Source organism: Leptospira ainazelensis, from assembly GCF_016918785.1.
In the GTDB taxonomy this organism is placed as follows: domain Bacteria; phylum Spirochaetota; class Leptospiria; order Leptospirales; family Leptospiraceae; genus Leptospira; species Leptospira ainazelensis.
In genome coordinates this window covers 1-25840 of sequence record NZ_JAFFPT010000013.1, presented here as the reverse complement: position 1 = coordinate 25840, position 25840 = coordinate 1, and the positions used below count along the sequence as shown (strand labels likewise).

The following is a 25840-nucleotide window of genomic DNA, read 5'->3' as shown; positions in this document are numbered from 1 at the left end:
GGATCAGAACCATTTCCTCCTGGTTCAGCCTACCTTATCGATGAAAGTACCCTTTACCTTGTAGAAATCCCCGTTTTGACCTGCTTCAACTGCAAAGGCCCTCTTATCTGAAACGTTAGCCTGCTTATTTTCATAAGGCTCGACGCGAACCATCCCTTCTTCTTTCGGGATTTTTCTTGTATCTTTGACTCCTTTTTCCGGAAGCCCAAGCTGAACTGAGGAAACTACCTTCATGATACAACTCCTATTCGAACTCTAACAGATCTCCGAAAAAAACCAAACATTTTTTATTGAAAGCTGATTTTACAACTTCCTTTTGCGGAGGTAATAAAGTACTGAACTGCGTAATTATCCGTAAAATTGATCGTTGGATTGTAAACCGGAGCTGTCAGAGTTCCGTTATCTGTTGCGACACAACTGGTCGAGAAATACTTCACAGCGACCAGGTTATCGCATTCGAGTACCAAAAGTGTACTTCCCGTTTCTCTCAAATTAGAGCGGAAAGCCTTTGTTCCAAAATCGGCCGTAAATTTAACGGTTGAAGAATCCGGATAGTTTACCGCGGTTTCATCTCCATAAAGATTGTCGTAAGCTTTGTAACAATCCACATAAAATCGCCGCGCCGAACAGTTATACCCGTCCGTTCCAAAAACGTTATCACAAAAACCATCAGCTTTTGAAACGGTTAGAAAACCCGCTTTCGCGCCGGCAGGAACCGTAGTGATAATCTCCGTCGTAGTAATAGAAAATATCGTCCCAACCAAGTCGTTGAACTTCACAATAGTATCCGTTGAGTTTGGAGTAAAATTTCTCCCGGTAATCGTGATTTGGGTCCCGGTATAGGAAACGTCAGTTGACTGAGGCGGAGAACCCGCAGGAGGGTCGATTGTGGTGACCACAGGACTTCCAATCCCTAGATCCGCGAATAAATTGGTATCCGAGCCGCTTTCCTTACATTGAAAGAACAAGAATACGATTAAAAGAATTTTTGTCGATTTATGTAGCATAACTTTACTTGGCTTGAAAATTTTACGACGGGCACCTAGTTTATCGGAACAAAAAGGTTTCGGCAAGAATTATTCTGCCTGAAAAATGGTGCCTGAAATGAGCGAATCCTCCACAATCCTCTACTCTATTGAAAACGAAATTGCGGTCCTGCTTCTAAATCGACCGGAAAAACGAAACGCAATCAGCAAAGAGCTTTTATCGGCTCTCCATAACTCGATTCTAAAAGCGAAGGCGAATCCATCGATTCGCTCTCTTGTCTTAGGTGGAATCGGTCCTTCTTTTTGTGCCGGAGCCGACTTAAAAGAAAGGGTCAGCATGTCGCCGAAAGAAGTGACCCAATTCCTAGATGGGTTAAAAAATTGTTTTCTAGAACTTGAGAACTTTCCTTATCCGACAGTGGCCGCTCTAGATGGCGACGCTTTCGGAGGCGGACTCGAACTCGCACTTTGTTGCGACTTCATTCTATTGAAAACTGATATTCGTATCGGATTAACCGAAACTCGATTGGGTATCATTCCAGGTGGAGGAGGAACACAAAGACTTCCTCGAAGAATCGGAATCGCGAGAGCAAAGGAAATGATTTTTCTGGGAAAGACAATTGATTCAGAGACCGCTTTGAATTACGGACTCGCAAATTCTATCTGGCATGACTCTTCACTTCCCGCTGCAAAAATGTTGGCAGAGGAAATCGCTTCACATTCTGCTCCCATCGCTCTTCAGCTTGCAAAGAAAGCAATTACGGAAGGTTATGGTCAGGATATACAAACGGCCCTCAAAACCGAAAGTAAATACTATAACGAAACCTTAAAGACAGAGGATCGGGTGGAAGCGCTCAAGGCGTTTCAAGAAAAAAGAAAACCGATTTTTAAAGGAAAATAAATGATTCTTACAGGACAAGAAATTCAAAAACGAATCGGCAAAGACATCGTTATCACTCCTTATTCTGAAAAACTTCTCAATCCTAATTCTTACAATCTCAGACTTCACGAGGAACTTTTGGTTTATACCGAACTTCCTCTGGATATGAAAAAACCGAATCCGGCGGAAAAGATCGTCATTCCCGAAACCGGTCTTCTTCTAAAACCGGGAGTTTTGTATTTAGGAAGAACCTTAGAATTTACGGAGACTCATAACTTAGTCCCGATGCTCGAGGGACGTTCCTCGATCGGCCGATTGGGAATGTTAGTTCACGTCACCGCAGGATTCGGAGACGTAGGTTTTAAAGGATTCTGGACCCTTGAAATTTCTGTGATCCAACCGTTGATCGTTTATCCAGGCGTCGAAGTTTGTCAGATTTTTTATCACACAGTCGAAGGACAAATAACGGAATATTCATCGGGTAAATATCAGGCCAATCAAGGAATCCAACCTTCGATGTTATACAAAGATTTCGAGAAATAGATTCCCCATTCTTTTTTGTTGACTTTATCCGTTATCACTCCAGAATTTTGACCTCAAAACACTTTTTGGAGAATGGAATGACCAGATTTAGATCTATCGCAATTTTTCTAGCCTTTGCATTTCTTTCTGCGCCTGTATTTGCAGGTGAAGAAGATGCAATTCTTGGAAAATGGTGGAACAAAGAAAAAGACGCTCAAGTAGACCTGCAGAAATGCGGAGCGAAAATTTGCGGAAAAATCGTTTGGCTAAAAGAGCCTCTTTATCCAGCGGGAAGCACCGAGGGAACTCCGGGGACTCCAAAACTGGATATCCATAACAAAGATGAAAGTCTTCGTTCCCGTCCGACTCTCGGTCTTGTTTTCCTCACCGGATTCTCCTACGAAGGGGAACAAGTATGGTCCGGAGGAAGAGTTTACGATCCAAAAGGTGGTAAAACTTACGACGGAAGACTTACGTTGAGAAATGCCGATACTTTAGATCTGAAAGGCGGCTACAAAGTCGGCTTTATGATGATCGGTAAAGAATCTACTTGGACAAGAGTTAAGTAAGAACAAAAATACGGTTTCTTAATTTTAGAAACCGTTTCAGAGATCCTTTTTGCAATTCAATCTCTCCGATCAAAAGGAGAGATTTTCTCGCCCTTCCGTTTTTCAGACATGATTTTCAATCTTCTTTAAAATCTTTTTTGCGTTCTCATTTAGCGGATCCAGCACCAAGGCTTTGTCTGCAAATTCCTTAGCCTCGCCGTATTTATGCTGTAAACGATACAAGTCCGAAAGATTGACAAGGTTATTTGCGTTGTCCGGTTGTTTGGACGCAACTTTTTCCGAAGCGGTAATTGCTTCCGAGAATCTTCCGAGCTTTTTATTCGCTACGGAAAGATAGTACCAGTATTCGCTCAATTCAGGATCCAACTCCAAATATTTACCTAAGATCTCTACGGCTTTGACGTAATCCTTGTCCTTAAAGCTCAAAAGCGCCAAGAGTTTGATAACCTTTGAATCCTCGGGAGTTTTCGAATAAAGATCCATGAGCTCATCTATCGCTTCCTTCGTGTTTCCGTCCTTATACAATTGCCGCGCGTGCGAATAAGATATGCTCCAGTCCGTAACGTCTTCAAAGGCTGTCGTACCCAGCTTATCGGAATCGTTCGAAAATTCTTGTGTATCTCCGTCCGTTCTAATTCCATATTCGATTCTTAATAAGGAAAGGTCGTCCGTGATTTCTCCATTCTTATAGATCAGATGTTCTATTTGATCTATATCACCTTTCCCGGCTTCCACGGTTTTCAAAAAAAGTGTCTCATCCTCATTGATCGATCGAGTATCCTTGTCAGGAGTAAGATCCAGATCGTCTTTGCCGTCCGATCCGAGAATCAAAACATCTCCTTCTCTTAGAGTTGTAGTAAACACTTTGAACGGATATTCCGATTCCAATCCAATCTTACGCAGATTCAAAGTTGTGTCCAGAAACGTCGCTCGTTCATCGCGATACAATACGCTAAAAGGATGTTCCGCGTTAAAATAGAAAGCCTTACCCGATTCTTCCTCGATTAAAAATACGGTAGCGGAGATCACCATACTTCCGTTAAACGATTTGAAGACGGCGTTGACCTCTTCGTAGGTCTCGGTAAGCCACTGTTCCGGTGAAGTATCCAAAACTCGATTGTTAGCCGCAGAACGCGCAAGAATGGAATTGATTACGACGCCCATTACAAGAGAACCTCCGGCGCCCTGCATGGATTTACCCATCGCGTCCCCGTTCATCGCGAAAATATAACGTTTGAAATCGCCGGGAACACCCAAACGCAAATTTCCGGTTACACAAATATCTCCGCCTAAATCGGCGCGTTTTCCCTTAAATTCAAATTGTTTCTTTTGTCTCAGGAGAAAGTGTGTCGAAATTTTCGGCGACTTACTGGCGTTGTAATTCAGAGGTTTTGCAAGGAGTGAAGTTAAAAAGTAATCTCCGTCCTGTTGAATTTTGAGTCTTTGGAATTCATCGATCTTTTCGGAAAGCTCCTCGGTCCTTTCCCGCACTTTGAGCGCAAGGTGCTCAGCATAATCTTCAAGCTCCTTTCTAGCGTCTCGAATCGAAGTAACCATATTGTTAAACGAATCGGCTAAAAATCCGATTTCATCCTTTACTCGAATCGGAACCTGGACTTCAAGACTTCCTTCGTTCACCTTTTCGACTCCGCTCAGCAAGTCGTTTAGAGGTGAAACAAGACTTCCCCTAAAAAAAAGTGGAAAAAGTAGAATGATCACTACAATCACCACTCCCAAAACGATGATCTGTTTTAATGCGGTCGGATGCATAAATTCTCGATATACTCGGTAAGAGAATCCGACTTCGCTGACCTGATCGCTCTGAGGGTCATACTTTATGAAACCGATGTAATGATTGCTATGCTCGCCGACGTCCTTTTTTCTATAGTATCTCGTAAGAGAAGGAACAAACGGGCGAAAGTAATTGAGAACCTCCTCCTTTAGCTTGGCGGGGCTTACGGTTTTACCGTCCCATTTACAAAAGTTCCAACGATACTCCAAAGAGATTCGAAACATCTTTACTTCTTTGGCACCGTCAAGATAGGTTCTACCCTTGGCGCAAAAATCTTCGGGAAAAATATTGTCGAGTTTATTCGACGCAACAAATACATAAAGCCCGAGTCTCGATAATTCTTTGTTTAAAGCGGTTTTGAGAGCGGCTCCGTCTAAGTCGGGACGTTCTTTCAAAAAATTTACGATTGAATATCGATATCCTCCGAAATTCTCGTGCGAATTTTCAACGAGTTTAATTAAGGAATCCCGAAAGCCTTCTTCCTGGAGATTGAAAATTCTCTCGTATAAAAGCGTATTTTTAAAATCGATACTGAGTTGTTCCTCGTCGGGATGGATAGATGAATCGTATTTCGTTTTTTCAAAAGAATTTTTATTCTGATTCCATTTGATCATATAAGAGATCCCATCTTCGATTGCACCGCCTTCCAGAGCTCGTTCCATATGAATCTGACTCAGAGTATCGTATTCGGATTCTTTATCCTGATTGGAGATATAGACGAGAGCTTGCATTATAATCAAAACCGTAACGAATGTGATTCCTACGATCTTGAGCATAAAAGAAGTTTTTTCTACGGAGAAGTTCAAATATAAGATAAGAATGATAAAAAAAGCCGCCATAAAAAGAAGAACGATCGAAGTAAGATAGATCGATCTTTCAATATAACCGTCTCGGCTCAATAGATTCGCAATCACCGGAATCGTCCCACCCACAAGAAAGGACAACATAAATCCGAAGATGATCCAACGCGACTTTCCTCTGAGTACGGTCATTCTCCAAATCGGGATCGCGATAAAATTAATAAAGACATAGGTAAAAATGATAATCGCAATCGTTCTACTTACATTCTCCGCATTGAAGTCCCAGTGATGCGCAGTGAAGTGATATTTAACCGGAGCCTTCCAAGTAGAAAAACAGAAATAGCCGACGGAAACGACGGCTACCGTCCAAAGGACGATCGTAGTAACCAGATTGAACTTTGGATTATCGTTCTCAGGATATCTTGCTACAAACTGACCGATATGGAGAATCGCAGGCAATATCAGACCTGCCGTGATCCATCGATGATATGCAGCCAAAGGATGATAGAGTACGGCGGCAAATACATAACCGAATTGGAATATACCAAGCAAAAATGCGCCAAAGGCCAAGTGTTTAGTACTCGATACTTTTTTATCGATAAAAAGGAAAACTCCTGAAATGAGCATGGAAGTTAAAAAGGACAGCAAACTTCCAAATGAATAATAATTGAGGAGGACGTTGTTCCAGATGGATTCGGTTTCACCCATAATTTCAATAAACCTTTCTTTTAAAAAATCTCTATCGATCGTTCAATTTGGAATTATATTTTTTTCCAAACAGACGTTACTCTAACGATAGGAAAGTTCTTTTCAATGATAAAATAGAAGCGAATTCGAATTGGAAAGGAGGTTTTATTTGAGACGCCCGTTTTTTCGAAACAAACGTTCGATTTAAGGAAAGGAAAGAAAATTTCGAAAAATGGATTCCTTTTGAAAGGTTTTCCAAGAGTAGACTTCGTAAGGCCCGGCGGTAACCCAACCGCGAAGGAGACTGGCCCAATTCTTATCTCGAATCGATTTGAGGATGAGTATTACTTCTCCCGTTGTTTTGGGGGAGTTTTCGAAAACCAGTTTTTTTACAAATTCTCGATATCCAGCGGATCCCAATTCCTTATAAAGAATAAACTGAACTTTCAGAGCCTTATTGTAAAAAGTCGGAGTCGCCGACGGCGTCTTTTCACGAAAATCAGGATCGAGGGGAAAATCCTTCCCGCCTTGCAAACCTTCCTCCATATTCCATTCTTCGGCCATCGAGATCAGTTCTTCTTTCGAAAGATTGATTTTCTTTTCCTTATAAAGAACAAACGGTAAAAAAGAAACAAGACCTTCGCTCAACCATGCGATATCGGAAAAATAGAAATGACCGAGTTCGTGAAAGAGGAGCGCAGGATATCCCGGTGGAGCGAGATCCGGCTCCAAAAAAATTCCTCTCGCCGGTCCTAGATCCCCGGAGATATTATTAAAACCTCCGACTCGAGTGCCGTTTAAAAAAACCTGATCTTGCAGAAAGAGAAGAACCCTGAATTTTTCCGAAGGTTTTCGACCCTCAAATATGGAAGCGCTGGCTTCGTGAAAAGAAATTCCGGAATAGGACTCCAGAGCCTTAAACAGATCCACGGTTTTACGATACGCAAACTCGTTCCATTCTTTGTCTTTGGAAGAATTTCGAATCTCAAGAATCAGCTCCCCTCTAGAAAGGGGAATTCTTCTGATCCAAGAATTCTTTTCCGAAAATAGATCGAAAGAGATAAGAATTAAAGTGACAAAAAAAAAATTACGCACGATCTCGTTCGATGAGTTTTAAAAGCCTTTCCCCGTTTTGATTTCCCGGATCAAGATGCATAATCTGGTTCGCAACTTCCTCGGCTAAATCGAACTGATCCATCAAACGATAGATATCGGAAAGATTGATCAAGTTTGAAAGATTATCGGGTTGAATTTCTTTCAGCTTTAAACTTGCGTGAAGGGCGTGCTCGTATTTCCCGACCTTTTTGTTAGCGATCGAAAGATAAAACCAGTATTCGTGCAGCCCGGGATCGGTTTTTAAATAGTTATCAAGAACTTCGATCGCCGTCGAATAATCTTTTCCTTTAAAACTCAAAAGGCCGAGAAGTTTATTGATCTTTTGATTTGCGGTATCGTGTGTATAACCGGTTTTTAAAAGTTCAAGGGCTTGATCGACTTTACCATTCTTATACAATTGTTTTGCGTCTTCGTAGATGGTATCAGGATTGAGGGCGACTTCGATCCGATCTCCACCGGTAAACATTTCGTCTAGTTCGTCTTTTTTCTTTTCGAGTTGAAATTCGACTTTGAGCATCGAAAGGTCGTCGGTCAATTCACCGTATTTTCGAATTTCGACTTCGATATCCTCTAAATTTCCTTTCCCTTTTTCCACGTTGCGTAAGAAAAGATTTTCATCCTCGTTGATCGTTCTTACGGTCTCCTCCGGAGTCAGATCGATATCGTCTCGACCGTCCGATCCAAGAATCAAAACGTCCCCTTTCTTCAATTCAAAAGTTCTAATTTGAAAATCGAACTCGGAATCCAAACCGAGTTTTCTAAGTTGCAGACCTTCTTCCAAAAAGCTCGCCTTTCCGTCTCTATAGAGAACGGTAAAAGGGTGCTCGGCGTTAAAATAGAAACATTTACCGGTTTCTTCCTCGATTAAAAAGATGGTCGCGGAGATTACCATACTTCCGTTAAAGGATTTAAAAACGGAATGAATTTCTTGATAAACTTCGCTTAACCATTCGGTCGGAGTTTTTTCTAAAATTCGATTGTTCGCGGCGGATCGGGCCATGATAGAATTCATGACGACCCCCATTACGAGAGCTCCGCCAGCGCCCTGCATGGACTTACCCATCGCATCTCCGTTCATCGCCATCGTATAACGTTTATAACTATCGGGAGTTCCTAAACGAAGATTTCCGGTAACGCAGATATCTCCGCCTAAGTCGGAATGTTTTCCCCTAAATTCGAATTGTTTTTTCTGTTTAAGAATAAAATCCGTATTTACGAGTTTCGATTTATTAGCGTTGTAAAAAAGCGGTTTCGCCAAAAGGGATGTGAGGAAATAATCCCCGTCCTGCTGAACTTTCAGTCTTTGGACTTCCTCCATCTTTTCTTGAACTTCTTGAGTTCTTTCTTTCACTTTTTCTTCGAGATTTTCTGCGTAATCTTGAAGTTCTCTTCTGGCCTGTTTGATGGACGAAACCATCGAGTTGAACGAATCGGCTAAAAATCCGATCTCATCCCGAACCTTTACAGGAACCTGGACGTCCAGGTCGCCTTTATTTACTTTTTCCACACCGGAAAGTAAACTATTCAACGGATTCACGAGACTGCTTTTAAAAAAGAGCGGAAATAATACCAGAACAACAAAGATCACCACCAATAGAATGATTGTTTGTTTTACGGAAGTCGGATGCATAAACTCTCGATACTTTTTATAAGAGAATCCGAGTTCGACAACCTGCTTCTTTGCGGGAATGTATTTCATAAAAGCGACGTGGTGACCCAAGCCGTCCACACTTCTTCTATAGTGTCTTGTTTCTGCCGGTTTAAAATAACTGAAATATTTTAGAATTTCGGCTTTGAGTTCCTTTCCGGAAATTTCTTTCCCCTTCCAAGAACATCCGTTTAAGTTTTTCAGAATTCCAATTTTAAAGGATTCCAATTCTTTATTTTTTTCTAAGTAGGATCTTCCCTCTTCGCAGAATGATTCATGACGAATCCCTTGAAGTTTGTTCGTGTTCACGAACGCGTTCTTATTGAGTTTTTCGGCGAGCGCTAAGAGTCCGGCTTTCAACTCTTTCGATTTTAAGGAAGAATTTTCTTTTACAAATTTATAGATCTCGTCTTTATAACCGGCAAAATATTCAGGCGAAGAATCTAAAATACTTTTGAGATTCTCTCTAAAATTATCTTCTTTTAAGTTTGCGATTTCTTCGTAAATTAGCGTATTCTGCAAATCGACTTTTACAAGAGAAAGATCCAGCGCATATTTCGAATCGTAATCGTTAGTGAGCAACTCTCCGCTTTTTTCATCGTAGCGGAGAATATACTGCACTTCATCATTCGCACGACCGCTTTCCAAGACCCGTTCACTATTGACGAGGTGAAGACTGTCATATTCCGATTCTTTGTCCTGGTTAGAGATAAAAACGAGCGCTTGCATAATCAAACAGATCGTAAAAAGGGTAATACCCACAATCTTAACCATGAAAGTGGTGCGTTCCGTACTGTTATTTATAAAAACGATTGCGACGACTGAAAATGCGGCGATAAAGAAAATCAGAGTCGATGTCATGTATGTCGATCGTTCCATGACGCCGTCTCTACTCAATACGTTGGCTATGTTCGGATAAAAAGCGGCTATCATAAAGCCGACTGCGAAAAGAAAAATTGCGAATCGTTTCTTATCCTTGTCGGTAACGATTCTCCAAATAGGTACAATTATAAAGGCGATTACGGAGTAAAAAGCGATACTAAAAGCAAGATATCTGCTCGAAGCGAGCGCGTTGAAATCCCAGTGGTGCGCGGTGAAGTGATAGATTTTTTCGGAAATATAAGTTAAATAAATAAAAGCACATGCCACAAAGAAACTAAAAACATGTTGGGAATATAACAACCAAGTTCCTAATTTCTTATTATAATTGCTCGGATAACGGATAAAGAATTGAGCAAAATGAGTAATGGCCGGCAGAATCAAACCTCCGGTCAACCACCGGTGATATGCCGCTAACGGGTGATAATAAAACGCCGCAAGAAAGTAACCGATCTCAAAAAATCCAAGGATAAAAAATCCGATTCCAAGATGATAGGTTGCAACTGTCTTTCTTCTTAAACTAATAAAGAAGACTGCGAGGAAAAAAGTCGTAAATGTTACTAATAGACTTCCAAAAGAATAATAGTTGAAGAGAATCAAATCTGATCTCAGAAAATCTAATCCCATAATCTCCAGTCCGTCTTTCTAATTCTATATTTTGTTCGAAAAAGCACGGGTTTAATCAAATATCGCAAAAACGGTTTCAATAATTCATACCAAAACTAAAAATCAATAGAAAAAATAACGATTCAAAAGAGTTTTCCCTAATGGCCGTTTTTGAAAAGCTAACTTTCCTTAATACCAAGATTTCCAGGCATTTAAGGGAAAAACTTTGGCTGAAAATTCTCATAGGAATGTCGGCTGGGATTCTCGCAGGCGCTTTGCTTGGATCCGATTTATCGCTCGTAAGTAGAGATGTTGCTCAACTTACTACTTCGTGGCTTGTTATTCCCGGACTTGTATTCATCAGCCTTTTGCAGATGATCATGGTTCCGTTAATTTTCTCTTCTATTATTCTCGGAATTTGTTCTGCGGAAAATCTGGAGAATGTTAAAAAACTTGGAATTAGAACGGTATTTTATTTTGTTTTGACCACGTTTGCAGCCGTCGGAATCGGGATTTTTTTAGCGACCTGGTTGGAACCCGGAAAATCGACGATTCATCTAGATCATCTTCAAAGTTCCAAAATTCCGAATCCAGTCGCAATTCCAAGTTTGGAAAAATATCCCGAACTTTTGATGTCCTTTTTTCCAAAAAATCCGGTCCTCTCTATTACTCAGGGAGAAATGTTAAACGTCATCGTCTTTTCCTGTCTGATTGGAATCGCGATTCTTTCGGTTTCAAAGGAACTCTCAAAACCGATTTTGGAAATTCTAAACTCTATCTTTCAAATCAGCATGAAAATCGTAAACTGGGCAATGGGTCTTACTCCTTTTGCAGTGTTCGGTCTTATGGCAAAGGCGATCTCATCGATCGGTGTGGAACTTCTTCTCACGCTGGGAATGTATATGAGTACCGTTTTACTCGGGTTGCTTTCCGTTCTGATAATGTATTCAATCATTCTTATTTTAGTCGCAAGAAGAAACCCGATTGATTTTTTCAAAAAAATCGCAAGTCTCCAATTACTCGCTTTTTCTACTTCGAGCTCCGCCGCCGTGATGCCTGTCTCCATTCAGACAGCAACCGAAGGTTTAGGCGTAAAAAAGAACATCGCGGAATTTATCATTCCAGTAGGCGCCACCGTAAACATGGATGGAACCGCACTGTATCAATCGGTCGCGTCCATCTTCTTAGCTCAGTATTATGGGATCGTCCTTGGCCCGACACAACTCGTCTTTCTACTCTTTACGACCGTCGGCGCTTCCATAGGAACGCCGAGTACTCCCGGAATTGGAATCGTGATCTTAGCCACCATTCTTGCGGGTTTAGGAATTCCGCCGGAAGGAATCGGAATCATCCTCGGGGTGGATCGATTTTTGGATATGTGCAGAACGACGATCAATGTCACCGGCGATATTACCGCTTCCTGTGTGATGGACAAATTAAGCTGATTGAAATCTAAATTTTATAAACTCACCTTTTACAACATTCTCGCGAACATCACAGTTCCCTTAACCGGTTTGGTGGACACGGCAATATTAGGAAATTTAGATACACATATCTTTATGGCAGGAGCCGCGTTATCCGGCATTCTTTTTGATTTTATCTTCTGGATGTTCGGATTTTTAAGAATGGGGACCACGGGTCTTACCGCTTTAGCCTCGGGAGAAAAGAACGAAAAAGAATCGCTTTTTATTCTCATCCGATCGATCATTCTGGCCTTCTTTTTCGGAATCGGAATTCTCGTTTTATCACCTTGGATTAAAGAATTTGGGTTTAGAATTTTAGAAGGAGAATCCGCCGTAAAAACAGCCGGCGTTTCTTATTTCGACGCAAGAATTCCCGGTTCTATCGCCGTCCTTTGCAACTACGTTTTTACAGGTTGGTTTTTAGGGAGGGAGAAGAGCTCTTATGTTTTGATCGCTACCGTGGCCGCAAACGGGATCAACGTCGTCTTAGACGCTTACTTTATTCTGGAGTTAGGATGGGAAGCTTACGGCGCCGGCCTCGCGACCACGATCAGCCAGTTCGGAATGTTATCGGTTTTCGGAATCCTATTTGTGCGGGAATGGAAACAAACCTCTTCGTTTGAATTATCTTGGATTCGGGAAAAGGTATTACTTTCCGTTTCCGGTTTCTCTTCGCTCCTTCATCTAAACAGAGACATTTTTTTAAGGACTCTTTTCCTCATCGTAACTTTTAGTCTGTTTCGAAACTTCAGTTCGGAGGCGGGAACTGAAATATTAGCGGCCAATTCGATTCTTCTTCAATTGATTCTTGTGAGCGCTTATTTGGTCGACGGAGCCGCATTCGCAACCGAAAGTTTAGCCGGTAATCTTTACGGAGAAAAAAATTGGAAGGAATTGAAAGATCTTCTATCGATCGCTCTTTTTGTCGGTTTTCTTTTTACAACGGCCTTCTTATTCTTTCTTTTCATTTTTCCGAATATCACTTTCGGATTGATTACAAAAAGTTCGGAAGTCCTTTTGATTCTTAAGAAATATCAATTTTGGCTCATTCCCGTTTTGGAAATCGGTACCGTTGCTTTTATTCTAGACGGATTTTTTATCGGTTTAACTCAAGGAAGAATTCTGAGAAACTCCATGCTTTTGAGTACTACCTTTTTCTTTTTTCCGATAGCTTATTTAGGAAAAACCGCAAAAAACAATGATCTCCTTTGGTTAGCTCTTGTGATGCTTATGTTCGGAAGGGCTTTGACCCTTTCTTTACAAGCCGGAAAATTCTTTCGCGGTACACGGGAACGAATTCTCCGGCAAACTTCGGAAGGATAAGATTCTTATTTTGAATTTTGACGTTAGACGTCATTCAAAGCTAACCTGAATTTCTGCGGGAATCGATTTCCATTCTTCCGAATTTCTGCTTTTGTAAAAAATCGGAGAAACGATATCTTCCCAGTTTTCTCCTCGAAATAAATCCAGACTTTCCTCCCCTTTTTTAAAAACACGGGAAGATTCATCCGAAGCGGGTTTAACGTTTTGAATCGGCGCCCATCCAAATCCGGGAATGTAGACTTCTAAAGTTTCTTTAAACGCAACCGCCGAATTTTTTTCGGCCCTGGTTGCAGTGTATAAGGAACGGACCGGAATTCCCGAATCGATTAAATTCTTTTTCAAGGAGGGAATCGAATTCCGAAACAACCTCGCATCGAAAACCTTATCCACGTAATACGAGTTTTTTTGTTTATCGAGCGGTTCTCCTTTTAGAAAGGGTTTGATATCGTCTCCGATTCTCTCTTTCTTTTCAAGAAAGTCGTCAGTAACGTAATAACGTATATTCTGAGTTCGAACTTCGAAAGAATATTCTAAAGTCTGAGTTCCTTTTTTATCGTCCACTCCAAGACTTTTTACGAAAGCCCTTCCGTTTCCGATAAAATCCTGTTTGAATCCGGATTCTCCCATCTTTAGATTTCGAACCCTTTGGTGTTCCGTCGTCGGGGGTTGATAAAGACCGAGCATTCCGCCGGCTATGGAAAGTTCATTCAATGAAAAGGTAAGTTTAACTTTTACTTGGTGTGTTGTTTCGCCCGATGCAATAAAACGATCGGTTTCCACAAAGGAAACACGCTTCACTTCTTTTCCCGCTCGATCGATCACGTAGATTCTACTCCCTAAAAAAACCATACCTCTGATTTCTTTCGAAGGGGTTTTGATAGAGCCCGTGATTGCGCCGTTGTTCGGATTGTATCGATAGATATTTCCATCGGAAGAATCCGAAATCCAAACCGAATCTCTTGCGAATACGAGATCTTTCGGTTGCGCTCTGTCCGTAAGAAAACCGCCGATGATTCTTCCGGTTCCTTTATCCATGATGGAAATTTTTCCATTCTCCTGATCGAGTATGTATAAAAGAGAATCCTGACTTGCGATTCCGCCGATTTTTTCGATCGAAACCGGAATCCGTTCCGTTACTCCGCCGGTATTCGGTTCCACTTTAAGAATGAGTTTTCTGGAAGCGATATAGATCCTTCCTTCTCTCGGATCGAAATTGATCCCCGTAAGAAAAGGAATGTTTAACGGAAACGATTCCTGTCTTCCGGTAGGATCGACACGATACAAGGAACGTTGCGAAGAATCGATGTACCAAAAGTTAGTACCGTCATACGTAAATCCATAGGCGTTGTCCGTAAGTTTGATTTCCTGATCCTGCGCGAAAATCGGAAACGAAAAGATACATCCTAGTAATACTAAATACCTGAAAAAACTGACTTGAGTGAAATCCATAGCTCCTCTGCAAGACCGGGTCTATTTATATCAGTTCCAAGTTGGATCGGCGACGGCACAAAAATAAAAATCAGCGAGAATAAAATCAAAAGACCGCCAATTTTCCGAAATCGATCCAGCGGAACTACCGGGTCAGGGACAAACGGGTGTTCTACCTTTATGATGAAATAAATGAGAAAACCCCACAGCAACCATGAGAAATTCCAAAAACATAAAAATAAAAAACCTATAAAAAGATAATAAATCCACTTCCGATATTTTTCACCAAAAACTGAATAAATTACGTGTCCTCCGTCCAATTGGCCAAAGGGAAGAAGATTGATCGCGGTGACGAGTAGACCGACCCAACCTGCTTGAGCTAGAGGATGGATCCAAACGTCTTGTATCGAGGGGTCAAATGGTCCTAGGATCCATTGATTCACCAAAACGGTGAAAAGAGATTCTCCAAAAGAAATGACCGTCGGATTTCCTTTCAACGATTCTATTGGAACCAAAGATGACCAATAAATTCCCAGAATATAACAAGGAACCGAAAGAATCAAACTCATCAAGGGTCCCCAAATGCCGATGTCGAAAAGTTGTTTTTTGTTTCGGATCGGTTCCAAAATCCGAATCACCGCGCCCATGGTTCCGATCGGAGCGAATGGAATCGGAATAAAATATGGCCATGTTGCTTTAACACCGTAATGCCGCGCCGCTAAATAGTGACCCATCTCATGCGCTAACAAGATTGTGATCAAAGAGAACGAATAAGGAAGTCTAAGAAAAAATAGTTCTTTGATGTATTGTGAAGGTAAAAAGGGAATTTCAAGAAACTCACCCTGAAAAGTAAGAGTCAAAAAAGTGAGGATAAACAGGATTAAGTGCGTAGAAAATTTGGACTGTTTCAATCTTTATTCTTATTCTTCTTGGAAAGAATCCTCTTTACATGGTATCGCGAATTTTTAGCCTTTTACTAATCAGGGCCCGGAGAGAATCGCTTGTTTGAAAATATTAAATTTATTAAAAAGTATGACCCAGCCGCAAAATCGTATCTGGAAATCGTACTTTGTTATCCGGGTCTCCACGCTCTCTGGTTTCACAAGCTGGCTCATCTTCTCTATCGGATGAGACTCTCTCTAATCCCGAGGATGATCAATACTTTTTCCAGATTCATCACGGGAATAGACATTCACCCCGGGGCGCAGATTGCAAACGGAATTATGATCGACCACGGACACGGAATCGTAATCGGAGAAACCGCTACGATTGCAAAAGGATGTCTCATCTACCAAGGAGTAACTTTGGGCGGAACGGGGAAAGAATCCGGGAAACGTCATCCGTCTTTGTTGGAAAACGTCGTCGTCGGAGCCGGTGCGAAAATATTAGGGAATATCACGATCGGTAAGAATGTTCGTGTCGGCGCCGGATCCGTGGTCATGAGAGACGTACCAAACGATACGACCGTCGTTGGAATTCCCGCGAAGATTGTTCGTTCTAAAATGCCGATCGGAGAAGAAGGCGAGCACATGCTCGACCACAATGAAATCCCTGACCCAGTCGCGAGAGTTTTTTCCATTCTTCTCGAAAGAATAGAAACTCTTCAAACGGAAGTTCATTCCATGAATCAAATGAACGGGAATCAAATTCTTCGGAAACACGGAAAAGATAATTTAGAAGAAATCCTGGATGAGTTTATTCATGGCGGTGGAATCTAAGAATCCGGGTAGCACTCAAAATCGCCTTATGATCCTTTGTCGAAAGAATCCGGCAGTCTGCGAAATTAGAAAAGAAAATTCCGAATTGATTTTTTGATTTACCCGATTCTCTTATTTCCTATGAAAAAGAAAATTCTTTCCGCCGTGATATTCTTAATTCTTTTGTTCGGAATTTCGGATTGTAACCTACTCGTTTCGAACGAGCAAGCGTGTTCGAAAGATATGGAAGAATTCGATCAGTGTTTTCCGACTCTTCTTCTCGTTTATCCGGGATGTGTGGATCCAAGTCTTAACACATGCGGAATTGCAGTCGTTGAAGTCGCCAAAGAGATCTGCCGCGGAAGAATGAAACAGGATAGTTGTAGAGCTCACCGTTAAAATCGGAAAGCCCCGTGAGAATTCTCACAGGGTTCGGTTCCGAGAAAACGCGGTTTATAAGAATTTTACTTTTTTGGAATAAAACAGTCGATTCCATCAGTTTTCAATTTGGACTTAAAGGAATCAGCTGCAGTTCGGTTTCCAAAATCACCCAACTGAATTACAAACAATCCATCTCTTGTGAACATGAAAGTTTTCTCTCCGTATTCTTGTCCAAGATTCGATTTGTAAGTTTCGGCTCTCCCTTGATCGCGAAAGACTCCAACTTGAACCGTGTAACCTTTTGGAGAACCTTTGATGTATTTTCCGGCGGCTACGGGTTTGTTCGGATAATCCGTTTTTTGAGGATTCAGTTTTTCCGGTTTTCCGGTTTCATCGCCTAACAAAGCTTCTTCGTCGTCGGAATTTTCAAGATCTTCCGATTCTTCTCCCGTCGCGCCGCCGCGTTTGATAACTTTGATCCCGACCTTCGCAACACCCGTGTCTTTGAACTCAAGAGTATCGGCCGCTTTTTCGGAAAGATCGATAATCCTATCCTTCACAAAAGGGCCCCTGTCGTTTACACGGACTAAAACTTCTTTTTGATTTTCTAAATTCTGAACCTTGACGATGGATCCTAACGGAAGCGTCGGGTGCGCGGCTGTAAGTTTTGTTTTATCAAACTTCTCTCCGCTTGCGGTCGGTTTTCCATGAAATTTCGCGCCATACCAGGAAGACATTCCGACTTCATCAAAATCCCCGGAGGAAGAATTCGATTTTTCCGGCGGCTGGGCCTTCGCGAATTTTTCAACGTTCAGCTCTTCTTCGAAAGATCTTCTCGCCGGTTTTTGCGAATTCGTATTGGAACCGGATTCTCTGTCCATTGGAGCGATTTCCTTTTCAAAGAAAATCTCGGACGGATCTCCGGAAGCGCTTACGCTTCGCTTCGATTCAACGGATGCGCAAGATGTAAAAATAATCAGGGCAACTAAGATTGCTATTTGTTTCATTGTTCCCTCGGGTCCTAGTGATTCCTTTATTAAATCGGAAGAAATGAAAAATTCCATTACTACTTTTTCAGTTGTCCGAGGGAGATTTCGGTCCGATAATCCTTATATGACCGGGACCGATATAAGCAGAATATTCAACCAGGCGCTCGCTCTGGAAAAAGAAGGCAAATTCCCGGAGGCGATTCGGCTGTACGAAAAAATCATACAGGCACAACCCAAGTATCAGAAATCCTATTTGAATCTCGGAGCCCTTTACTCAAAACAAGGGAATTCGAAAAAGGCGATCGAGGTTTATCAAAACGCGCTCGGTGTCGGTAAGACACCAGAGCTCTACTACAACATCGGCGTTGAGCTCTACCGTTTAGGAGAAATCGAAACCTCGATTCGGTCCCTTAAAAAGTCCCTCGAACTCGAAAAACGTTTTTTGAAATCTCATATCCTATTAGCTTATTGTTATCGCCAACTGGAAAAGGACGAAAAGACAGAGCTCTACTTAACAAACGCAATTCGAATCGATCCCGAAAATCGAATGGCTCTTACCGCCTTGGCGACTTTTCATTTTGAAAAAGAACGTTGGAAGGAATGCCTCGAAATTGCGAGCAAAGTAAATCAACTCTATCCGGGAGATTCTCGGATGCAGGTTTTGATTTCCGAAGTTCACACACGACTTGGAAACTTCAAACAATCATTTGAAATTCTCAAACAAGCGACTTCTCAAGCAAAAGGTTTTACTCGTTTTTCGGACGCGATCGAAGAATCAAAAAAGAATCCGGAAGAAGCCGCCTTTTTTGAATCTTTGGAAAAACTCACCAAAAACAAACTGGATGAATTCCGATCAAAATTCGAAATGAGCAAGGAGAATCCGGAAGACTTCGCACCTCCAAACCCTCAGGATGCACTTGATCTTTCACTCATGTATCTGTTTCATGGTGATAAAGAACGAGCTCTGAAGTATATGCTGTATGCTCAGAAACAATTGGAAGAAACCGGTGCACAGGAAGCGAGCGATCCATAGAGAGCGAGGTTGCCAAAAGCAGCGAAGCGTAAACGTTGACTCCAAACAAAATTTGGAAATTCAAACGAGCCATCATAAATGGCCTACTAAAATATTTTGGAATATAGTCTTAGTCATTTCCTTTTTTAGTTCTTGTATCTATCCGATTCGCGAAGCTGAGATTTTGGAAACGGACCCCGCCTTTTTGTATTTGAACTCTACCGAATTCTCTCAAGCTGAAATGGAAAAAATAAATTCTCTCTGGGCCGTGAGAGCGTTTAGAGGCAAAGGTACGACCGCGGAAGATAAGAATAACCTTGGAATTCTTTTTGCTAAAAACTCCTTTTTAGATGACGCGGAAATTTCTTGGAAAGAATGTCTAAAAATTTCTCCGACCAATCCGATCTGCTTTTCCAATCTACTCCGAATGCATTTTCTGATCGACGAATACGATTCCGCAAAAGAGGAAATCGACCTCTTTTTGAAAGCCGCAAAAAAGGATCAGATTCAACAACTTAGAAAGATTCTCACTTCCCAAAACCGAAGGGAAGAAACCGTTTTGCTCCTCGACGTTCAATCCAAAATTCCAGGTTCGGAAGTCGTTTCCTGGGAAGAATTAAGCGTCTACTTTTTAGAAAAGCAGGATTTCGAAAAGGCATACTACTATTTGGAAAAAATTCTTCAAATCAATCCTTACCATAAAAACGCTCGGGCGTCCATGGTTCTGTTAGCTCATGATATGGAGAAATGGGACGATCTTCTGATGTTTGCGATGAACCTCCAAACTACGGACGATAAAATTCCGGATCTGAGTTATTACATCGCAAAAGCATATTATGAAAAACGAAATTACTCCGAAGCTATGGAATGGATCCGTAAAACGCCGGACTCCGAAAGAGAAACTCTTCCCTTTGTAGAACTCTGGAAGCGAGTTTTATTGTCGATCCATCCTAACAGCGATCTAAGCCCGATCGTTCCTTACATTCGAAAATTACAAAACAAAGGACTTCAAATTCGAGAAGATGAAATTTTACCTACTTTAAATTCTTCCGGTAAAAAAACCGTAGAAGATATCAAAGTGGGTCGTTAAGTTTTATTAGGATTGTAAGAAATTCCAGATCGTAAGCGCCTGTTTTAGATTTTTAGGTTCGTGGGTCCGAATGTAATCTACGTTTTTAAGCGAAAGATAGAGTTCCGTGATCACGGTCGCAATTTCCCTTTCGGAAACGTCAAGACCACCTAACGCATTTCCTAAAAAAGATTTTTTAGTTACGGAAACCATCATCGGGGAGAATTCCTCCCGAAGTTCTTGGATCTTTCTCAGAACCTCGAAACTGATCTGAAAATCCGGACTCAGAAAAAATCCCATTCCCGGATCAAAGATCAATTGTTCCTGTGTAATTCCTGATTCTAACATTTCCCTTTTTCTTTCTTTGAAAAAATTCCGAATCTCTTGGATCACGTTGTCTTTTGTGAGATGGGAGAATGTTTCCGGTCGATTGGAATGATTGTGAGAATACATCAAGATGAACTTCCGATTTGTCCCTGCGAATTTGGAAACTTCGTGGATCGATTCTTTATCCACAAAACCCCGGATATGATTGATAAATTCGACTCCGGCTTCCAACGACTTCCGGATCACCTCGGGTTGAAACGAATCTACGGAGAGACGAATCTTGTCGTTTATCAATTTTGGAACGAGTTCCTTCATCCGAACCCATTCTATCTCGGGACCGACCGAGCCGGATTTGACGTTCGAAGACTGAGCTCCGATGTCGACGACGTCCGCACCCTGAGAAACCAAAGAATCGGCTTTCTTTTGAGACGCGGCAAACGTGAGATACTTTCCCCCATCTGAAAAAGAATCCTCCGTGATATTAAGAACCCCGAAGATTATAGGAGAATGTAGGGAAGAATTCGATTCCTTGTTAGTTTCCATCTTTAAAAACTCTAGTTCAAGACCGATACTCTAAAGGAGATCCTGAAATTAAACTAAAAACGGCCCTCTCTGATTTTCTTTTTGGAGCGATTCATGCGTACTTTTTCAAAATTCTTTTTATACTTATTTTTTTGCTCTCTCGCTCCTATCTTTTCGCAACCTCTTCCGGATTTACCCGAAAAACAATTCGGCCAACCGCTCAACACACAAAACGACGAATACAATCCTCTGATCAGCCCGGATGGAAAGTATATCGTGTTTCAATCGAATCGACCCGGCGGCGAAGGTGGGATGGACATTTGGATCTCCGAGAACGTTCAATATCTGGATAAGGAAGTTCCGGCGGAATGGACAAAGCCGGTGAACATGAATCAAAACATTCGGGAAGAATTAAAACGTGCATCCGTAGCCGGCGTTCGCAAACCGAATCTTTTCAACTCGAACGCATTTGAGGGCGGAATTTCGATTCTGTTCGATTCTAATCACGCCCCTTCGGAAATTTATTTTACGTCCACTCTCAATCCCTCCGTTGGAAGGACGGGCTTTGAAGGACTTAACATCTACAGAACGATCAAAGATAAAAAGACGGGGCGATGGAGCGATCCTGAACACTTAAATGAAATCAACTCCAACTTCAACGATAAGATGCCGGCAATTTCCCCCGATGGAAACTTTCTGATCCTTTCGTCGGATCGCCCCGGCGGTTACGGAGATTTTGATCTTTGGATTTCGGTTCGAAACAGGAAGAATGGAACCTGGTCTCAACCGAAAAATTTAGGTTCTCCCTTGAATTCTTCCGAAAGCGAAGTCCTTCCCTTCATTCATCAGGATGGGGAGCAGCTTTACTTCAGTTCCAATCGCGAGGATGAAAGAAAAAAGTTTAAACTTTATAGAATCTTCTTAAAATACAAATCCGCGTTAGACAACATGCTTGAGGATGAAGAAGACGTCGAAGAAACTTCCGAAGTAAAAACGGCCGAATCTATGATTCCAAAAGTGGATCAGTCTTCTCTTTTTCTTTTACCAAAACCGTTTAACTCGGAAAAGTGGGAGGGTTTTGATAACGAAGGAATCAGTTTTGATCGAGACGGAATCTGGGCTTATATCTCTTCTAACCGAACCGGTGGGGAAGGACAGTTTGACGTCTATAGGTTTCAGGTTCCTGAATCGCTTCGCAATTCTTACAATCTCAATTTCAAAGGTCTTGTTTTAGACGGATCCGAAAAAACGATGATCGGACTCGATTCAACCCTAAAAATTTACGATGGAAGTAAACCTGCAGTCGTAATCACTTCGAAAAGAATCGGAGGAGATCTTACAAAAGGAAAACAACCATCCAATTTCAATACAACGCTTCAGACCGGAAAAATTTATAAGATCGAGATCAGCTCGCCGGGTTTTCATCCTCAAGAGGATATCCTAGACCTTCGAGGTAATATCGGTAAGAATCGTAAAGTTTATCGGACTTATGTCTTACTACCGATCAAAACTGGAGAAGGAAAAGCGGAAGAGACAACGAAGGTGGAAGAGCCTCCCGTTACCAACAATCAGCAGACGACTAGTGCCGCTTTGAGAGTCGTCGTCGCGGATGAAAAGACTAAAGAAATTCTCCAAGATGCAAAAGTAACACTTTTTACACCGATTAATCGCAAAGGAGAATCTCTTCCTCAAGAATCCGATAAAAAATCCTTTATAGTAAATAAATTGCCCGAATCCGATTTCGAATTATTTGCGGTTGCGCCTAAATATATTTCCGAAAGCGTTAATATTAGTCAAAAAAATATTTCCAAAAATGGAACAGTGACAATTTTCCTTAAAGCCGAGAAGGACGTAGATCCGATCTATAATCTACGCATTTATTTCGAATTTAATAAAACAAAAATCACGGAGGAGAATAAAAAGTTATTAGATCCTCTTGTAGACTATCTGTTGAAAAATGCGTCCGATAAAATTGAAATTGGGGGACACACGGATAACGTGGCCTCTAAGGAATACAACACGAGGTTGAGCGCGAAAAGGGCTCGTAACGTTTATGAATATCTCATCTCAAAAGGAATTTCTGAGAAAAGAATCAAAGCAAGAGCTTATTGGTATTCGCAGCCGGATGCAGAAAATGAAACAGAAACAGGCAGAGCAAAAAACAGAAGGGTCAGCTTTCGAAAGCTCTAAGGAGTTTTCATGAACGTAATGTATCAAGAATTTTTGCAGGCGCCGCGATCCTGGGAAATCATAGAAGATTTAAACAAAATAAAATACATTCTGAAAGAGTACATCCACTTTCAAGGACTGTTAGTAAAAGAATCGCCGTTTCACCAGGAATTAAAACCGATCGAGATTAAAGAGGATGGCACATTCATTTTTCCGATCGATACAACATTGACCAACGTAGACGGTGAACTCGTATTATACAGAACTCTCTCCAAACACATTGAAATCGGTTTTCACGTAACGGAAAAAACAGATTCTCAGATCATTTGTAAACCGGTTTTTGCAAGAATAGCCAAAACTCAGAGAATGTCACCGAGGATCGAAGGTTTGATCGGTAAGGTTGTCGCTCACAAGTTTCTCATACCACGCAAAGAATTGGAAGTAAGCAAAGTATTGGGAACTTCGGGACAGATCATTCTAAACGATCTCAATCGCAAAATAAAACAAATTTATCCTAGCGCACATTTAGTATTCAGTTCTTCTAAAGATCTCTCACCCGAGGAAGAACTCGTAAAAAAACATAAAAAACCGATTTATATCGGCGATACGAATACGATGAGCTCGGACGTTGAAAACGATCTGAAGGATTTGGACGTGCTTCCGATAAAACAAATTCTTCAAGACGAACTGATTTTGGAAGATAGGATCCGCTTTTTCAAAAGCGGTAAAGTTCGCTCTCTTCTGATATTTCCGATTCTTTTCAGAACCGGAGGCGAAACACAGATCTTTGCAATGGGCGTGATCGAATCCAGCGACGGTCCAGTTTCCGAAAAAGTAGTACCCCTTTATCTTGAAATGGAGGAAATCTTCAATTCAAGAATGGGAGATTCCAATACGAAAGCATTGGATGTCAGACAAAACGTACTCAACATTTCGGAAGGAGGAATTCTTTTAGAAGTTACCGAGTCCGAATTGATCGAGTCTTTTTTACACAAACCTTCGTTTACGGCGGACATTACCTTTAAGATGCAGGCTCCTCTACGTTTCGCATTTCATATCCGACATATTTTTCAGGTCGGAGAAATCTACCACGTCGGTGCAGAAATAGTTGGCTCCAATGATGCTAAGGCAAATATGACTCTATTGAAGAAAAATATGAACTTCATTAAGACTCAGTAATTTGCCTTGGAAAATCAGAAGAACTTTTTAACCACAGCCCCTTACAAGGGGACCAGAGATTTTTATCCCGAAGAGATGCGTCTCCGCAATTGGATGTTTTCCGTAATGCGCGAGACAGTTCTTTCGTTCGGTTATCAAGAATACGACGGTCCTATCTTAGAATCCTTCGATCTCTACAAAGCAAAAAGCGGAGAGGAGATCGTAGAACGTCAGTTATATGACTTCGTAGATAAAGGCGAAAGAAGGGTTGCGATTCGTCCTGAAATGACCCCGACTCTCGCAAGAATGGTTGCGGGCAATCTCCGCAACCTACCAAGACCCGTTCGCTGGTTTTCCATTCCAAACTTGTGGAGATACGAACAACCGGGTAAGGGACGACTTCGCGAACACTGGCAGTTAAACGTTGATCTTTTCGGAGTCGATACTTATCGCGCCGAGCTCGAAATTCTACTCATAGCGGATTCTATTCTAAAAAAATTCGGCGCTCCCGACGGAAGTTATCAAATCAGGGTTTCTCACCGAAAACTTCTCGATAGTTTTTTAAAGATTACTTTGAAGTTAAATGCGGATCAGATTCACGGCGTTTCCAAACTTTTGGATAAAAAATCCAAAATCACCGCCGAAGCATTCGAGATTGAAATCAAACCCCTCCTAAACAATATTCAAGAACAATTACCTTTGATCGAAACCTATCTTTCCTCTACATTGGAGAACGTTTCGGAAATTCCCGGAATCGATTCTGAATCCGTTTCTTTTATCCGAAATCTATTTCGCGAATTAGAAGAACTCGGAGTCGGAAAACAGCTTACCTTTGATCCGTCGATCATTCGAGGATTTGATTACTATACCGGATGTATTTTCGAAGTGTTTGATACAAACCCGGAGAACAGAAGATCGCTTTACGGCGGCGGTCGTTACGATAACTTAATCGGTTTGTTTTCGAAGGAACAACTTTCCGGAATCGGCTTCGGTTTAGGCGATGTGACTCTCAAAAATTTTCTCGAAGGTCATAATTTAATTCCCGACTTGGGAAGACAAACGACGGTTTTCCTTCCTATCATGGACGAATCCTTATTCTTAGAAACGTCCAAACTTTCCAAAGAACTTCGTGAGAATGGAATCCTCACCGAAACGATGTTAGATTCCGCAAAAATAGGAAAACAAATTCAAGTCGCGGAAAAAAAAGGTTATCGCTACGTATTGTTTCTTGGAGAATCGGAAATCCAATCGGAATCCGTTCAGCTAAAAGACCTGGTTTCCGGAGAACAGAAAAGCCTGCCTAGAAAAGGGCTTTCTGAAATTCTAAAGAAAGACTTTCAACTTTGATACAAATCGTAGATAAGATCGACTTTTCACTTTCAACTTGGATCCGTGAAAAACTACACAATCCCAAGCTGAGTCATATTCTTTCCAAAATCAATCGTGGAGAAGTCTTCCTCGTAATTCTCCTTCCATTTCTTTTTCTTAAAAACGATCTCCCGATCGCGTGGTATTGGGTTCTTTTGTTTACCGGTGCGATAACGTATGCCAACGATCGATTTGTACTATTCTTAAAAAAAATGATCGCAAGAAAAAGACCTTTGATCACGGTCGCTGGAAAAATAGATTCCAATCCGGATATGAAACTGATCAGAATCAAGGCCGGAGAAAATTTAAATAAGAACACAAGGATGAGAACCGCCGTCATCGAGTTTGCGGCGTGAGCGGAAGGAAACGAATGTTTCATATCCGGATTGGAATCTATTTTTCCAGCGACCGTGATCAAAGGTCTTTTTCTTGCGATCATTTTTTTTAAG

General features: G+C 41.5%; 21 protein-coding genes and 1 pseudogene. 13 read left to right on the top strand and 9 right to left on the bottom strand.

All coding sequences use genetic code 11. The annotated features are described in order from the left end of the window. Positions 1-24 precede the first annotated feature (24 nt). Positions 25-234, bottom strand: a complete 210-nt coding sequence (locus JWG44_RS03185; protein ID WP_003004233.1) for a hypothetical protein — start codon at positions 232-234, stop codon at positions 25-27. 53 nt (positions 235-287) lie between these two features. After that, positions 288-1007 carry an LIC10067 family putative lipoprotein gene (locus tag JWG44_RS03180; RefSeq protein ID WP_205273519.1) on the bottom strand — a complete coding sequence of 240 codons (720 nt, stop codon included), beginning with the start codon at positions 1005-1007 and terminating at the stop codon, positions 288-290. 97 nt (positions 1008-1104) lie between these two features. Here JWG44_RS03180 and JWG44_RS03175 point away from each other — a divergent pair, with 97 nt between their 5' ends. From JWG44_RS03175 to JWG44_RS03165, 3 genes are all read left to right on the top strand, one after another. After that, positions 1105-1887 carry an enoyl-CoA hydratase/isomerase family protein gene (locus JWG44_RS03175; protein WP_205273518.1) on the top strand — a complete coding sequence of 261 codons (783 nt, stop codon included), beginning with the start codon at positions 1105-1107 and terminating at the stop codon, positions 1885-1887. Continuing rightward, entirely contained in the window at positions 1888-2409 is a 522-nt protein-coding gene (gene dcd / locus JWG44_RS03170; RefSeq protein ID WP_205273517.1) for a dCTP deaminase, read from the top strand. 77 nt (positions 2410-2486) lie between these two features. After that, positions 2487-2957, top strand: coding sequence for a DUF2147 domain-containing protein (locus tag JWG44_RS03165; protein WP_205273516.1), 471 nt, complete (start codon positions 2487-2489; stop codon positions 2955-2957). 102 nt (positions 2958-3059) lie between these two features. Here the strand turns inward: JWG44_RS03165 and JWG44_RS03160 are convergent, their stop codons facing one another. From JWG44_RS03160 to JWG44_RS03150, 3 genes are all read right to left on the bottom strand, one after another. Then, positions 3060-6257 (bottom strand): SpoIIE family protein phosphatase, encoded by a 3198-nt coding sequence (locus JWG44_RS03160; RefSeq protein WP_205273515.1) that lies wholly within the window; start codon positions 6255-6257, stop codon positions 3060-3062. Between the two features lie 183 nt (positions 6258-6440). Then, entirely contained in the window at positions 6441-7331 is an 891-nt protein-coding gene (locus JWG44_RS03155; protein WP_205273514.1) for a gluzincin family metallopeptidase, read from the bottom strand. After that, the gene (locus JWG44_RS03150; RefSeq protein ID WP_205273513.1) at positions 7324-10506 is read right to left on the bottom strand and encodes a SpoIIE family protein phosphatase; all 3183 of its coding nucleotides are present in this window, start codon (positions 10504-10506) and stop codon (positions 7324-7326) included. Before JWG44_RS03150 ends, JWG44_RS03155 begins: the two co-directional genes overlap by 8 nt. 140 nt (positions 10507-10646) lie before the next feature. On the opposite strand from JWG44_RS03150, the gene JWG44_RS03145 reads away from it, so the two are divergent. Then, entirely contained in the window at positions 10647-11930 is a 1284-nt protein-coding gene (locus JWG44_RS03145; protein ID WP_205273512.1) for a dicarboxylate/amino acid:cation symporter, read from the top strand. Continuing rightward, the gene (locus JWG44_RS03140) at positions 11931-13271 is read left to right on the top strand and encodes an MATE family efflux transporter (protein ID WP_205273511.1); all 1341 of its coding nucleotides are present in this window, start codon (positions 11931-11933) and stop codon (positions 13269-13271) included. Between the two features lie 30 nt (positions 13272-13301). Here the strand turns inward: JWG44_RS03140 and JWG44_RS03135 are convergent, their stop codons facing one another. Both JWG44_RS03135 and JWG44_RS03130 read right to left on the bottom strand, forming a co-directional pair. Continuing rightward, the gene (locus JWG44_RS03135; protein WP_205273510.1) at positions 13302-14720 is read right to left on the bottom strand and encodes a Vgb family protein; all 1419 of its coding nucleotides are present in this window, start codon (positions 14718-14720) and stop codon (positions 13302-13304) included. Then, positions 14684-15577, bottom strand: coding sequence for a site-2 protease family protein (locus JWG44_RS03130; RefSeq protein ID WP_205273631.1), 894 nt, complete (start codon positions 15575-15577; stop codon positions 14684-14686). Before JWG44_RS03130 ends, JWG44_RS03135 begins: the two co-directional genes overlap by 37 nt. Positions 15578-15700: 123 nt before the next feature. Here JWG44_RS03130 and cysE point away from each other — a divergent pair, with 123 nt between their 5' ends. Both cysE and JWG44_RS03120 read left to right on the top strand, forming a co-directional pair. Beyond that, a complete protein-coding gene (gene cysE / locus JWG44_RS03125) occupies positions 15701-16417 on the top strand; it encodes a serine O-acetyltransferase (protein WP_205273509.1) in 717 nt (238 codons plus the stop codon). A gap of 120 nt (positions 16418-16537) precedes the next feature. Next, positions 16538-16795, top strand: a complete 258-nt coding sequence (locus JWG44_RS03120) for a hypothetical protein (protein ID WP_205273508.1) — start codon at positions 16538-16540, stop codon at positions 16793-16795. A gap of 65 nt (positions 16796-16860) precedes the next feature. Here the strand turns inward: JWG44_RS03120 and mpl36 are convergent, their stop codons facing one another. Then, positions 16861-17784, bottom strand: a complete 924-nt coding sequence (gene mpl36, locus JWG44_RS03115; protein WP_205273507.1) for an RlpA family plasminogen-binding lipoprotein MPL36 — start codon at positions 17782-17784, stop codon at positions 16861-16863. A gap of 106 nt (positions 17785-17890) precedes the next feature. Between mpl36 and JWG44_RS03110 the strand changes: the two genes are divergently transcribed. Further along, complete coding sequence (locus tag JWG44_RS03110) at positions 17891-18799, top strand: tetratricopeptide repeat protein (RefSeq protein WP_205273630.1); 909 nt, start codon at positions 17891-17893, stop codon at positions 18797-18799. Positions 18800-18890: 91 nt separating this feature from the next. Then, the gene (locus tag JWG44_RS03105) at positions 18891-19868 is read left to right on the top strand and encodes a tetratricopeptide repeat protein (RefSeq protein ID WP_408611866.1); all 978 of its coding nucleotides are present in this window, start codon (positions 18891-18893) and stop codon (positions 19866-19868) included. Positions 19869-19874: 6 nt separating this feature from the next. Here JWG44_RS03105 and folP read toward each other — a convergent pair whose 3' ends face one another. Further along, positions 19875-20717, bottom strand: a complete 843-nt coding sequence (folP, locus tag JWG44_RS03100) for a dihydropteroate synthase (protein WP_205273505.1) — start codon at positions 20715-20717, stop codon at positions 19875-19877. 93 nt (positions 20718-20810) lie between these two features. Between folP and JWG44_RS03095 the strand changes: the two genes are divergently transcribed. The 4 genes and pseudogenes from JWG44_RS03095 to JWG44_RS03080 form a co-directional block, all read left to right on the top strand. Beyond that, positions 20811-22886: an OmpA family protein gene (locus JWG44_RS03095; protein ID WP_205273504.1), complete on the top strand. Its 2076-nt coding sequence runs from the start codon at positions 20811-20813 to the stop codon at positions 22884-22886. A gap of 9 nt (positions 22887-22895) precedes the next feature. Further along, positions 22896-24044 carry a DUF1577 domain-containing protein gene (locus tag JWG44_RS03090; RefSeq protein WP_205273503.1) on the top strand — a complete coding sequence of 383 codons (1149 nt, stop codon included), beginning with the start codon at positions 22896-22898 and terminating at the stop codon, positions 24042-24044. Between the two features lie 6 nt (positions 24045-24050). Beyond that, complete coding sequence (gene hisS, locus JWG44_RS03085) at positions 24051-25370, top strand: histidine--tRNA ligase (RefSeq protein ID WP_205273502.1); 1320 nt, start codon at positions 24051-24053, stop codon at positions 25368-25370. Further along, positions 25367-25669: pseudogene (locus JWG44_RS03080) on the top strand (phosphatase PAP2 family protein); the annotation flags it as partial. The gene hisS and the pseudogene JWG44_RS03080, both read left to right, overlap by 4 nt. Between the last annotated feature and the right edge of the window lie 171 nt (positions 25670-25840).

Coding starts and splice junctions, on each gene's coding strand:
- folP (WP_205273505.1), bottom strand. CDS start 20,717: ATGGAAACTAACAAGGAATCGAATTCTTCCCTACATTCTCCTATAATC.
- JWG44_RS03095 (WP_205273504.1), top strand. CDS start 20,811: ATGCGTACTTTTTCAAAATTCTTTTTATACTTATTTTTTTGCTCTCTC.
- JWG44_RS03120 (WP_205273508.1), top strand. CDS start 16,538: ATGAAAAAGAAAATTCTTTCCGCCGTGATATTCTTAATTCTTTTGTTC.
- dcd (WP_205273517.1), top strand. CDS start 1,888: ATGATTCTTACAGGACAAGAAATTCAAAAACGAATCGGCAAAGACATC.
- JWG44_RS03165 (WP_205273516.1), top strand. CDS start 2,487: ATGACCAGATTTAGATCTATCGCAATTTTTCTAGCCTTTGCATTTCTT.
- JWG44_RS03175 (WP_205273518.1), top strand. CDS start 1,105: ATGAGCGAATCCTCCACAATCCTCTACTCTATTGAAAACGAAATTGCG.
- JWG44_RS03160 (WP_205273515.1), bottom strand. CDS start 6,257: ATGGGTGAAACCGAATCCATCTGGAACAACGTCCTCCTCAATTATTAT.
- JWG44_RS03185 (WP_003004233.1), bottom strand. CDS start 234: ATGAAGGTAGTTTCCTCAGTTCAGCTTGGGCTTCCGGAAAAAGGAGTC.
- JWG44_RS03090 (WP_205273503.1), top strand. CDS start 22,896: ATGAACGTAATGTATCAAGAATTTTTGCAGGCGCCGCGATCCTGGGAA.
- mpl36 (WP_205273507.1), bottom strand. CDS start 17,784: ATGAAACAAATAGCAATCTTAGTTGCCCTGATTATTTTTACATCTTGC.
- JWG44_RS03110 (WP_205273630.1), top strand. CDS start 17,891: ATGACCGGGACCGATATAAGCAGAATATTCAACCAGGCGCTCGCTCTG.
- JWG44_RS03135 (WP_205273510.1), bottom strand. CDS start 14,720: ATGGATTTCACTCAAGTCAGTTTTTTCAGGTATTTAGTATTACTAGGA.
- JWG44_RS03180 (WP_205273519.1), bottom strand. CDS start 1,007: ATGCTACATAAATCGACAAAAATTCTTTTAATCGTATTCTTGTTCTTT.
- JWG44_RS03150 (WP_205273513.1), bottom strand. CDS start 10,506: ATGGGATTAGATTTTCTGAGATCAGATTTGATTCTCTTCAACTATTAT.
- JWG44_RS03145 (WP_205273512.1), top strand. CDS start 10,647: ATGGCCGTTTTTGAAAAGCTAACTTTCCTTAATACCAAGATTTCCAGG.